Origin of the sequence: Mycobacterium sp. IS-1496 (genome assembly GCF_001499995.1) — a bacterium.
In the GTDB taxonomy this organism is placed as follows: Bacteria; Actinomycetota; Actinomycetes; order Mycobacteriales; family Mycobacteriaceae; genus Mycobacterium.
Genome location: NZ_LQIU01000011.1, coordinates 17,488 through 29,533, shown reverse-complemented (window position 1 = coordinate 29,533; position 12,046 = coordinate 17,488). Strand labels below are relative to the sequence as shown.

General features: G+C 70.2%; 8 protein-coding genes. 6 read left to right on the top strand and 2 right to left on the bottom strand.

The genetic code is table 11. The features are described from left to right. Positions 1-22: 22 nt before the first annotated feature. The gene (locus AU195_RS07145) at positions 23-2,203 is read left to right on the top strand and encodes a molybdopterin-containing oxidoreductase family protein (protein WP_059158433.1); all 2,181 of its coding nucleotides are present in this window, start codon (positions 23-25) and stop codon (positions 2,201-2,203) included. A 55-nt stretch (positions 2,204-2,258) separates the two neighbouring features. Here the strand turns inward: AU195_RS07145 and abmR are convergent, their stop codons facing one another. Then, the gene (abmR, locus tag AU195_RS07140; RefSeq protein ID WP_059158374.1) at positions 2,259-2,822 is read right to left on the bottom strand and encodes an ATP-binding transcription factor AbmR; all 564 of its coding nucleotides are present in this window, start codon (positions 2,820-2,822) and stop codon (positions 2,259-2,261) included. Positions 2,823-2,979: 157 nt separating this feature from the next. Here abmR and AU195_RS07135 point away from each other — a divergent pair, with 157 nt between their 5' ends. From AU195_RS07135 to AU195_RS07125, 3 genes are read left to right on the top strand one after another with little or no spacing between them, the layout of a single operon-like run. Then, positions 2,980-4,554 (top strand): class I adenylate-forming enzyme family protein, encoded by a 1,575-nt coding sequence (locus tag AU195_RS07135; protein ID WP_059158373.1) that lies wholly within the window; start codon positions 2,980-2,982, stop codon positions 4,552-4,554. Between the two features lie 46 nt (positions 4,555-4,600). Continuing rightward, the gene (locus AU195_RS07130; protein ID WP_059158372.1) at positions 4,601-4,804 is read left to right on the top strand and encodes a heavy-metal-associated domain-containing protein; all 204 of its coding nucleotides are present in this window, start codon (positions 4,601-4,603) and stop codon (positions 4,802-4,804) included. Further along, a complete protein-coding gene (locus AU195_RS07125) occupies positions 4,801-7,011 on the top strand; it encodes a heavy metal translocating P-type ATPase (protein WP_059158371.1) in 2,211 nt (736 codons plus the stop codon). The genes AU195_RS07130 and AU195_RS07125 overlap by 4 nt, the downstream gene beginning before the upstream one ends. Before the next feature lie 3 nt (positions 7,012-7,014). Here AU195_RS07125 and AU195_RS07120 read toward each other — a convergent pair whose 3' ends face one another. Further along, on the bottom strand, positions 7,015-8,136 hold the full coding sequence (locus tag AU195_RS07120) for an adenylate/guanylate cyclase domain-containing protein (RefSeq protein ID WP_059158432.1): 1,122 nt from the start codon (positions 8,134-8,136) through the stop codon (positions 7,015-7,017). A 44-nt stretch (positions 8,137-8,180) separates the two neighbouring features. Here AU195_RS07120 and AU195_RS07115 point away from each other — a divergent pair, with 44 nt between their 5' ends. Together AU195_RS07115 and AU195_RS07110 are read left to right on the top strand one after the other, a co-directional pair. Continuing rightward, positions 8,181-8,675 (top strand): DNA-deoxyinosine glycosylase, encoded by a 495-nt coding sequence (locus tag AU195_RS07115; protein ID WP_059158370.1) that lies wholly within the window; start codon positions 8,181-8,183, stop codon positions 8,673-8,675. Positions 8,676-8,889: 214 nt separating this feature from the next. Beyond that, the gene (locus AU195_RS07110; RefSeq protein ID WP_353612152.1) at positions 8,890-11,970 is read left to right on the top strand and encodes an ATP-binding protein; all 3,081 of its coding nucleotides are present in this window, start codon (positions 8,890-8,892) and stop codon (positions 11,968-11,970) included. Positions 11,971-12,046 lie beyond the last annotated feature (76 nt).

Here is a 12,046-nt window from a genome sequence, read left to right as displayed (position 1 = left end):
GCGGTGGGGCAGGATGCGCGGTATGCCCAGCACCACCGTGCACACCTTCTGCCGCTACTGCCTGGCGTCGTGCGGGGTGGAGGTCACCGTCGAGGACAACCGCGTCCGCAAGATCTCCGCCGACCGGCTCAACCCGCACAGCTGGCACGACTTCTGCGCCAAGGGTCGCACCGCGGCCCAACTCGTCGAGCATCCACGCCGGATCCTCACCCCGATGCGACGGATGGGTGACCGCTACGTCGAGGCGACCTGGGAGGAGGCGATCACCGACATCGCCGCGCGGATGAACGCCGCGATCGACGCCGACGGGCCCGACGCGATCGGCGCCTACTACGGCAACCCCACCGGCTTCTCGGGCTCCAACGTCATCTTCATGAACGCCTGGCTCGACGCCGTCGGCACCCGCAACCGGTACTTCGTCGGCTCGGTCGACCAGAACGCGATGCACGTCGTCGCCGAGGCGATGTACGGGTCGATGCTCATGGCGCCGGTGTCCGACATCGACAACTGTGACTACTTCCTGCTCGTCGGCACCAATCCCGCTGTGAGCGCGTGGAATTGGCTCGAGACGGTGCCCGGCGGGTGGCGCCGGGCGCTGGAGCGCCAGAAGAGGGGCGCGACGCTGGTGGTCGTCGACCCGATCCGCACCGAGAGCGCCGAGAAGGCCGACGTCCACCTCGCGGTGCGGCCCGGTCAGGACTGGGCGCTGCTGCTGGCGTTGGTGAAAGTCGTTCTGGACGAGGGCCTCGAGCATCGCGGCGACTGCGCCGACCTCGCCGTCGGCGTGCCGGAGCTGCGTGGGCTGGTCGCCGACGCCGACCTCGACGACCTCGCGGCGCGCTGCGGGATCGACCGCGCGACGATCGAACGGGTGGCGCGCGACTTCGCGACCGCCGGTGGGGCGATGGTGGTGACCCGCACCGGGGTGTCGCTGCACGCGGCGGGCACGGTCGCCGAATGGCTCGGTCACGTGCTCAACGTCATCACCGGCCGGATGGACCGGCCCGGCGGGCGGCGGTTCGAACCGGGTTACGTCGACGCGCTGCGGCTCGCGGACCTGGCGAAGGGCACACCCCACGTGAGCCGGGTGGCCGGACGCGAGATGGTCTCGGGCGCACACGCTCTGGCCGAGCTGCCCGACGAGATCACGACACCGGGGCCGGGCCAGATCAAGGCCATGCTGATCAACTGCGGCAACCCGGTGGTGTCCGGCCCGGACGGCGCCAAACTCGACCGCGCGCTGGCGACGCTCGACCTGCTGGTGGTGATCGACCTGGTGCAGCGCGAGAGTCACCGCCACGCGCACTGGCTGCTGCCTGCCGCGCACTGGCTCGAACGCGACGATCTGCTGGCGTTCACCAGCAGCATGCACGACGAACCGTTCGTGCAGTACGGGCGCCGGGCCGTCGACCCTCCGCCGGGCGCTCGCGAGGAGTGGCAGATCTTCACCGACCTCACACTCGCGATGGGGCGGCCGCTGTTCGGGGTGAAGGGGATGAATGCGTTCGTCCGGGCCAGTCGGCGGGCCGCCGCGGTGAGCCGTCGTCCCGCGCTGGCGTTCAGCCCGCAGTGGATGAACCGGATCCTCATCGCGACGGCGCGGAAGGTCAACGGGCGTAAGCTGAAATGGCGTGACGTCGTGCGGAGTCCGCATGGGTTGGTGCTGGGCCCCCGCGAGTTCGGGCACTTCCGCGAGGCGTTGCGCACGCCGGACAAGAAGGTGCACGCGGCGCCGCCGGAGTTCGTGGCGCGGGCGCGTGAACTGCTCGCCGCCCCGCCTCCGATGGCCCCGGACGGGTACCCGTTCCAATTGGGCAACCGGCGCCACCGCCATTCGATGAACTCGTGGCTCAACGACCTGCCGGGCCTGCACCCGGCCGGTAAGCGCAACGAGGTCGTCATCCATCCCGACGACGCGGCCGCCCTGGGCGTGGCCGACGGCGACCGGGTGCGGGTGTTCTCCCCCGTGGGCGCCGTCGAACTGCGGGCCGCGGTCAGCGACCAGCCGCGCCGCGGGCTCGTGGTCCTCGACCACGGCTGGGGCTCACGGGTTTTCGATCCGCGCGGCGGGGCGGAGCCACAGTCGTTCGGGGTCAACCGCAACCTGCTCGTGGACGGCACCGGACTCGATCCGCTGTCGCAGACCTCGACGCTCAGCGAGGCGTGGGTCGGGGTCGAGCGCCTGCCGCGAGACGACGGTTGATGACGGATCTGCGGCGAGATTGCGTCAACAACCGTGGCCCCGGCGCGGTGACTCCCTAGAGTTGCGGGCCGTCGGCGCGCAGATCGTCGACCTTCGCCATCGCCTCGCGCAGTTGGGCCAGCCACTCGTCGGCGTGTTGACCCACCAGCCGGACCGACCAGGCCAAGGCGTCCGAGCGTGACCGCGCGACCCCGGCGTCGACCAGCGTGTCGAGCACCTGACGCTCGGGCTGGCGGAGCCGCGTCATGACCGGTACGGCGATGTGGGTGAACAGGATTCGCTCGGTGTGCTCAGCCGGACCCACCTCGACGCCCCAGGAGACCTTGCGGCCGTAGCGGGCCTCGGCCTCGTCGGCGATCTGCATGCGCTCCGGACGCGTCTGCTCCCGGAAGCGGGCGGCGCGCCCGGAGGCCCGGGCCTCGCTCTCCTGTTCGTCGGGTTCGGTCAGACGGCCGATCACGGTGATCTCCTCGCGGTCGACGACCACGGTGGGGTCGCCGGCGAACCACCCGTCCGGTATCCGGCCCGCGAACCAGTCGGCGGCGTCGCCCGCGTCGGGCTGATCGGCTTGCTGCCAGCCGCCCGGCCGGCCGGGTCGGCGGTGATGATGTGTCTTCATGATTACATGATTACACCGTTACATTACTGGTGGAAGGGTTTCTCCAGGGGCGAACGTCAGCGCGGCGGCGCAGGCCGCGACACTACGGTTGTTGACGCGTCCGGCGCGGAAAGCGTCACGAACCGTAGTCTCGGCGCGGAAAGGAGGTGGCCGCATCGTGAGCGACTGGGACAGCGAGGCGTTCGACGGGGTCTACGCCGGTCACCCCGGCCGCCTCTACCGCCGCAGCCCCACCACGATCGGCGATCTCATCGCGGGCACCCGCTGCTGGACGGACCGGGAGTTCCTGGTCCACGGCGAGCGCCGCATCACCTACGCCGAATTCCGCAGCGCCCTCGGCCGGGCCGGCGCGCAGATCGACGGCCTCGGGGTGCGCCCACGGGACCGGGTGATGGTCTTCGGGTACAACAGCCCCGAGTGGGTCCTGGCCGTGTTCGCGCTCCTGCTGCGCGGGGCGGTTCCGGTGCTCGGCAACCGCTGGTGGAGCCGGACCGAGGTGGCCCATGCCGGCGACCTGCTCGACCTGCGCCACATCCTGACCGACACCGCGCTGGACACGTCGACCGCCACCAGCCCACTCGCCGGCCTCGCATCCGCCTTCGAGGGTGCTGGCCCCGACACCTCGGGCGACGTCGGCGTCGACCCGGACATCGAACCGGACCTCGACGACGTCGCGGTCATCCTGTTCACCTCCGGCAGCTCCGGGCTACCGAAAGCCGTTGAGCTGTCGCGACGTTCGGTGATCGCCAATCAGCAGAACATCCTGGCGCGCAACGGCAGGTTGCCCCACCTGCTCGACGCCGACTCGCCGCAGGCGGTCAGCCTGGCGAGTACGCCGATGTTCCACATCGGCGGCCTGTCGAGCCTGCTCACGCATTTCCTGACCGGCGGCCGAATCGTGCTGGCGCAGGGCAGGTTCGACGCCGGGCAGGTGATGTCGCTGATCGAGCGCGAACGCGTGCAGATCTGGGGTGCGGTGCCCACCATGGCCGTGCGCGTCCTCGAACACCCGGATTCCGGGTCGCGTGACCTGAGCAGCCTGCGGTCCTGGCCGCTCGGTGGCGCCCCGGTGAGTCCCGAACTGCTCGACCGGATCCGCGCGACGCTGCCCAACCTGCGTGAGCGCGGACTGTCCAACACCTGGGGGATGACCGAGGCGGGTGGCTTTCTCACCGTCGCCGACAGCCGGGACCTGCGCGCGCGGCCGGGCACGGTCGGCAGGCCCTATCCCGTCGTCGAGTTGCGCATAGATCGACCCGACGACGAAGGTGTGGGTGAGGTGCTGGCCCGCTCCCCGACCGTGATGCTGGGCTACGCGGGTCGCGCCGACGACGAGACCGTCGACGCCGACGGCTGGTTGCACACCGGCGATCTCGGCCACCTCGACAGCGACGGATTCCTCTTCATCGACGGCCGCAGCAAGGACATCGTGATCCGCGGCGGTGAGAACATCGCGTGCCCCCACGTCGAGGCGGCGCTCACCAGCCATCCGGCCGTGGTCGAGGCCGCCGCGCTGGGCCTGCCCCACCCCGACCTCGGCGAGGAGCTGGCCGCGGTGGTCGTCCACCGCACGGGCGCCCGGCCACCGACCGAGGAGGAGCTGCGGCGCCACCTCGCGGGCGTGGTGTCCTCGTTCGCCGTCCCGACCCGGTGGCTGATCCGGAGCGAACCCCTTCCCACGCTGGCCGGGGAGAAGGTCGACAAGAAGGCGCTCGCGGCCGCCTTCGGATGAGGACCGGGCCGTTTACCCATACCCCCTACGGGTATATGCTCGGGTCATGAGCCTGAAGTTGGAAGTCGAAGGGATGAGCTGCGCGCACTGCGTCGCCAGCATCACCGAGGCCGTGCAGCCGCTGCCCGGCGTCACCGCCGTCGCGGTGGATCTGGACGCCTCGGCCGTCACGGTCAGCGGTGAACCCGACCAGACCGCCGTCGTCTCCGCCATCGAGGACTGCGGATACGACGTACGCCCCACGCCATGAGCTCGGTCGTCCTCGATGTCGGCGGTATGACCTGCGCCTCCTGCGCCGCCCGCGTCGAGAAAAAGCTCAACCGGATCGAGGGCGTCAGCGCGTCGGTGAACTACGCGACCGAACAGGCCACCGTCACCTACCCCGACACCGTGCGACCGGAGGACCTGGTCGCCGCCGTGGAGGCGACCGGCTACACCGCCTCCCTGCCCACCCCGGAACCCGCTGAGATCGAGCCGGCCCGCCCGGATGAGGCCGCCGCGTGGCGACAGCGATTGACGGTCTCGGCGGCGCTCACACTGCCGGTGGTGCTGCTGTCGATGATCCCGGTGCTGCAGTTCGACAACTGGCAGTGGCTGACGCTGACGCTCGCCTCTCCCGTCGTGGTGTGGGGCGCCTGGCCGTTCCACCGGGCCGCGTGGGTGAACCTGCGCCACGGTGCGGCCACCATGGACACGTTGATCTCCGTCGGCGTGAGCGCCGCGTACCTGTGGTCGCTGTGGGCGCTGTTCTTCACCCACGCCGGCATGCCGGGGATGACGATGACGTTCGACCTGCTGGCGTCGGACACCGGTGACGCACACCTGTACCTCGAGGTCGCCGCAGCGGTGACGACGTTCCTCACCGCAGGCCGTTACTTCGAGGCCCGGGCCAAACGCCAGTCCGGCGCGGCGCTGCGTGCGCTGCTCGACATGGGCGCCAAAGACGTTGCGGTGCTGCGTGGTTCGCGTGAGGTCCGGATCCCCGTCGACCAGTTGGTGGTGGGCGACGAGTTCGTGGTGCGCCCCGGCGAGAAGATCGCCACCGACGGGGTGGTGGCGTCCGGCTCCTCCGCCGTCGACATGTCCATGCTGACCGGCGAGTCGGTGCCCGTCGAGAAGGGCCCCGGTGACGACGTCGTCGGCGCCACCGTCAACGTCGGCGGCCGGCTCACGGTGCGCGCCACCCGGGTCGGCGCCGACACCCAGCTGGCGCAGATGGCCCGGCTGGTCAACGAGGCGCAGAGCGGTAAGGCCGAGGTGCAGCGCCTGGCCGACCGGGTCTCGGCGGTCTTCGTCCCGGTGGTGATCGGACTGTCGCTGCTGACGCTGGTGGGATGGCTGCTGACCGGCGGATCGGTCAACGCCGCCTTCACCGCTGCGGTCGCCGTGCTGATCATCGCCTGCCCGTGCGCGCTGGGCCTGGCCACGCCGACCGCACTGCTCGTCGGCACCGGCCGCGGCGCCCAGCTGGGCATCCTCATCAAGGGTCCGCAGATGCTGGAGTCGACCCGCCGCGTCGACACCGTGGTCCTGGACAAGACCGGAACCGTCACGACGGGGCAGATGTCGGTCGTCGCCACCTTCGCCGACGAGGCGACGATGCGGCTGTTCGGCGCCCTGGAGAGCGCATCGGAACACCCCATCGCCCGTGCGATCGCCGCCCACGCCGCCGAGCACGGTGAGCTGCCGGTGGTCGAACAGTTCGAGAACCACGGGGGCAGCGGCGTCGGCGGTGTGGTCGACGGGCATCGCGTCGCGGCGGGGCGGCTGGCCTGGCTGACCGAGACCACCGGCGCACCGGCACCCGACAGCCTGCGCGACGCCGCCGACGCGGCGGAGGCCGAGGGACGGACCCCGGTGTGGTTCGCCGCCGACGGAGCGATCCGCGCGGTCGCCGTCGTCTCGGACACGGTCAAGGACCACGCCGCCGACGCGATCGCCGACCTGCGCGCGCTGGGGCTGACCCCGGTGCTGCTCACCGGAGACAACCGACGCGCGGCGGAGGCGGTGGCCCGGCAGGTCGGCGTCGGCGTCGGGGCCGGCACCGTGATCGCCGAGGTGCTGCCGCGGGACAAGGTCGACGCCGTCCGGCGGCTGCAGGACGACGGCAGGGTCGTGGCGATGGTCGGCGACGGCGTCAACGATGCCGCCGCGCTGGCGCAGTCCGATCTCGGCCTGGCCATGGGCACCGGCACCGACGCGGCGATCGAGGCGTCGGACCTCACCCTGGTGACCGGTGACCTGCGCGCCGTGCCGGACGCGATCCGGCTCTCGCGCGCCACACTGCGCACGATCAAGGGAAACCTGTTCTGGGCGTTCGCCTACAACGTCGCCGCGCTGCCGCTGGCCGCATTCGGTCTGCTCAACCCGCTGATCGCCGGTGCGGCAATGGCGTTCAGCTCGGTGTTCGTGGTGACCAACAGCCTGCGGCTGCGACGGTTCACCCCGTCGCGCTGAGGGTCAGTCGGTGGGGCGGCGGGCGCGGAACATCTTCGTCTCGCCCTTGATGCCCTTGAGGTGACGGGCGCCGGCGAACGACCACGAGAACCGCTCGTCGTCACCGATGGCCTCGCGGACCGACTCGGCGACCAGCACCGTTCCCGGCCGGGCGGCGCCGGTGACCCGGCTGGCGAGGTTGACCGGGCTGCCGAACCAGTCCCCCGCCCGGCTGACCGCCTGCCCTGCGGCCAGCCCCACCCGCAGCCGCGGGAAGTCCGCGTCACTGGTCGCCGCGTCGAGCAGGGCCAGCGCCGCCTCCAGCAGCGCCGCCGGGTCGGTGCTCACGAGCATCACCGCGTCGCCGATCGTCTTGACGAACCGCACCGGGGCCACGGCGAGTTCGCGCGCCAGGTCGCCGAGCCGGCGCGCGAGCTGCTCGAGCTGCTCGGGGGGCACCGCCTCGCCGAGGCGGGTGAAACCCACCAGGTCGGCGAACATGATCGACACCTCGCGGGCCCCGGGCAGCGGCAGACCCTCCGCCCGCTCGGTGGCCGAGACCGCCTCGGTCTCCATCGCGTGGCGCAACTGCAGCAGCAGCATCTCGTGGATCATGGGACCGAGTTGCGGGGCGAGTTCCCGCACGAGCGCCTCGGACTTCCTGGCGATCTCGAGCTCGGACGCACCGGGTGTCAGCACGGCGGCGAACGCGGTGTACCGCATCACCTCGGCGGCCCTCGCGAGTCCCTCGGAGAGCACCCGGACCACCTGGACGACCTGGTCGGGATCGAGCCCGAACTCGATGAACCGCTGGGCGTGGGCGGCGGTCTCCGCATCGGCGCGCAGATGCACCGCCGCGTCCGGATCGTCCTCCCGGGACAGGCCCATGGCTCGCTGCACCCGCTGCAGCAGGGTCAGGTCGATACCGAACTTCTCGCTGGTCTCGCGGGCGGACACGTAGACCCCGTCGTCGCCGACGTGCCGTCGCGAGGCCAGCAGCATCGGCGAGATGGCCTCGCGCACCTCGGCCGTGCTGAAACCACGGTCGAACAGCCACTCGATGAGCTCGGCGCGTTCAGCGCGCGCCTCCCCGGTCAGTCCGTCGAGGAGGTCCTCGATGTCGTCGATGTCGCGCGCTTCGGTCACGCCCCAACGTATACCCAGCCGGGCGTTGGGCATCATGGTCGGTGATGTCCGACCTGGTGCAGGGGTTCGAACCGATCGTCGATGGGGCGCCCGAGGTGCTCGTGCTGGGCAATGCGCCCAGTGTGCTGGCGCTGGCCAGACACCAGTACTACGGCAACCCGCGGAATGCGTTCTGGCGCATCATGGGTGCGCTCTACGGATTCGACGCCGACGATCCGTACCCGTGCCGCACCAGCGCGCTCACCGCGCACGGTGTGGCCGTGTGGGACGTGCTGCACTCGTGCCGGCGCGCAGGCAGTCTGGACTCGGCGGTGCAGCCGGCGAGCATGGTGGTCAACGACTTCCCGTCCTTCTTCGGCGAGTACCCGACGATTCGACGGGTGCTGTTCAACGGCGCCGCCGCGGAGAAGAACTTCCGGCGGCTGGTCTCGGGCGGGTTCGATGTCGAGTTCTCCCGGCTGCCGTCGACGAGCCCGGCGCAGACCATGCGCTACGAACTCAAGCTGGCGGCCTGGCGCGAGGCGCTGAAGGCGGGGTAGCTGAACCGGTTCGGCAGCGAATTCGATTGTTTGAGGCCGCAACCGGCCGATGCGAACATCCGCCGAACCCGGCCTCGGGCATTTACGCGGCCAATATGCTCGGCATGAGGCGTGCTGGTGGGAGCGGGTGATGACGGCGGCGGCGGCGGAATGCTCGGTGTGTGGAGCACACCCGCGGGCTGACGCCCGGTTCTGCGACGCCTGTGGCGCACCGGTGGCCGCACCGCAGGAAGCGGAATACAAGCAGGTCACAGTGCTCTTCGCCGATGTCGTCCGGTCGATGGATCTGGCCGCGAGCGTCGGCGCAGAACGGCTGCGCGAGATCATGGGAGATGTGTTCGACCGGTGTTCGCGCGTCGTGCGGCACTACGGCGGCACCCTCGACAAGTTCACCGGTGACGGTGTGATGGCGGTCTTCGGTGCGCCGATCGCTCTGGAAGACCACGCTTTTCGCGCCTGTCTGGCCGCCATCGACATCCAGAGGGAGGCAGACGGTCTGCGAGAACAGATCCGCGCGCGCGACGGGGTGGCACTTGCACTGCGCGTCGGTCTGGATTCCGGTCAGGTGATCACCGGTGGAGTCGGGTCCGATTCGCCGATCTACACCGCGATAGGCGAACACGTCGGACTGGCGCAGCGCATGGAGTCCGCCGCCCCGCCCGGCGGGGTGATGCTGAGCGCCGCGACGGCCGGGTTGGTGCGGGACTGCGCCGAATTGGGCGACCCGGAGACCGTCGTCCTTAAGGGTTCGGGGATCCGCGTCCCCGCGCGTCGTCTGCTGGCCGTCGGCGCCCGCACCGCACAAATCGATGACACCGACATGGTCGGCCGCCGCTGGGAGCGGGCAGCGGTCGAGGCGCTCCTGCAGCGGGTCACGGGCGGACAGGGCTCGGTGGTACACGTCGTCGGCCCGCCGGGTATCGGGAAGAGCCGGCTGGTACGGGCGGTGCTGCAGGATGCGGCGCGGCTCGGGATGGAGATCCATTCCGTGTACTGCGAATCGCATGCCAGCGACATCTCTTTCCATGTCATCCGGCAACTCCTCCGCACCGGTACCGGTGTGTCCGGTGTCGAGCCCGGCACCGCCAGAGCGATCCTCGACGAGCTGACGCCGGGTGCCGATCCACAGGACCGGCTCCTCCTCCAGGAACTTCTCGGGGTCGCCGAATCCGACGCGGACATCCCTCCGATCGATCCGGACGCTCGTCGCCGCCGGCTCACTGCGCTGATCAACGCCGTCTCGCTCAGCCGAACCACCCCGGCGCTGTACGTGATCGAGGATGTGCACTGGATCGACCGGATCAGCGAATCGCTGCTCGCCGACTTCCTCAGTGTGGTGCCACGGGTGCCCAGCATGGTGCTGATCACCTCACGACCGCAGTACCGCGGCACTCTCAACGCCATCCCCGTAGCCCAGACGTTTGCGCTCATGCCCCTGTCCGAGCCGGAATCCTCCGCCCTCGTCACCGGCCTGCTCGGCCCGGCCGCCGCCGACCGGGAATTGTGCTCCGCGATAGTGGAGCAGGGCGGGGGTAATCCGTTCTTCCTGCGCGAGATGGTGCGTGACCTCCAAGAACGCGGTGCGTTGCGCGGTGAACGCGGCGATTACACGGTGATCCGCGGGCGGCACGAGCTGACGGTTCCGGCGACATTGCAGGCCACCATCGCCGCGCGTATCGACCGACTGCAGCCTGGCGCCAAACGCACCCTCTGCGCCGCGGCGGTCGCGGGATCGGTGTTCGAGGCCCGCACGCTGCACGGACTCGGCATCGAGCCGCAGATCGACGAGTTGGTGGCGGCCGAGCTGGTCGACCAGATCCGCTTCACGCCGCGCCCCTTGTACGCCTTTCACCAGCCGCTCATCCGGGCGGTCGCGTACGAGTCGCAGCTGAAGTCGGATCGTGCGATCCTGCACCGTCGTCTGGCGGAACTGGTTCAGACACTCGATCCCGCTGCCGTCGACGGGAACGCGGCGCTGATCGCCGAACACCTGGAGCGCGCCGGAGAATGGGAGGACGCTTACGACTGGCACATGCGTGCCGGAGCGTGGCTGACCACGCGCGACATCTCCGCGGCACAGGTGAGCTGGGAGCGCGCACGCCGAATCGCCGACGAACTACCCGCCGACGCGCCCGACACCCTCACCAAGCGGATCGCCCCGCGAACAATGTTGTGCGGCTCCGGTTTCCGCACCGGCCTCGAGGTCTCCGGCGAGCGTTTCGACGAGCTGCGCGAACTGTGTGAACAGGCGGGAGACAAAGCGTCACTCGCGGTCGCGATGTCCGGCGTTCTCGGCGAGCACTTCATGAAAGGCAGAGCGCGTGAAGCGATCGAGATGACGCCGGAGTTGTCGGCCCTGATCGAATCCTCCGGTGACCCTACACTCATGATGCAGCTGTCGGTGGGACCGATCGCCATCCGGATGACCGCCGGAGATCTCGCCGAGGCGCTCCGGTGGGCGCAGATGGTCATCGAAGTCGCCGACGACACCGAATTCAGCGGTGCGGGACTCTTCGTCGGAGCCCCGCTGGCAAGCGCCTATGCATCCCGCGCGTTCGGCCGGGCAGCGGCCGGCGAGCACGGGTGGCGGGTCGATGCGGACCGGGCCGTCGCCATGGTCAACGAGACGGACTCGATGTCGCTGGGCATCGTGATCGTGTACGCATTCGCGATGCCGATCGCCCACGGAATCCTGCAGCCGGATGCGGGTGTGCGCCGTCAACTCGAGAGCGTCCTGCAGTTCGCGGAACGGTCGGCGGACGACCTCGGGTTGGGCTTCGCACGGATGGGCTTCGGTGTGGCGCTGCTCCACGGGGACCGCCCGGACGCCGATGCGGCGATGACGCTGCTGAGGCAGACCCGCCAGATGTGTGTGGACGGGCGGTTCTATCAGGCGCACCTGCCGATACTCGACTCCTGGATCGGTCGAGGGATGACGCTGCGTGGGGATCGAGACGGCGCGGTGCCGGTGCTACGCGCTGCGTGGAACGCTCTGCGCGCGGAAGGCCAGCACGGGCACACCGCGCCGACCGCTCGCCTGTTCGTCGAGACCTTGCTCAACGGCGGCGATGCCGACGAGATCGCGGAGGCGGAGGAGACCATCGGTGTGCTCGCCGCGGAGACAGCGCTGGACGGGTGGCGCACGCGAGACACCACCGTGCTGCGCTTGCGCGCGCTCCTGGCCCATGTCCGTGGTGACAACGCCACCTACGCACACCTCCGAGACCGATACCGAACGCTGGCGGTCGACTCCGGGTACGAGGCCGACGTGGCGCTCGCACAGCAGATGTCCTGAGCCAGCTCCCTCGACGACCGCGGTTACCAGGTCCGCGTCACCAAGCAGGGCATGAACAAGCCGCTCGAACAGTCCA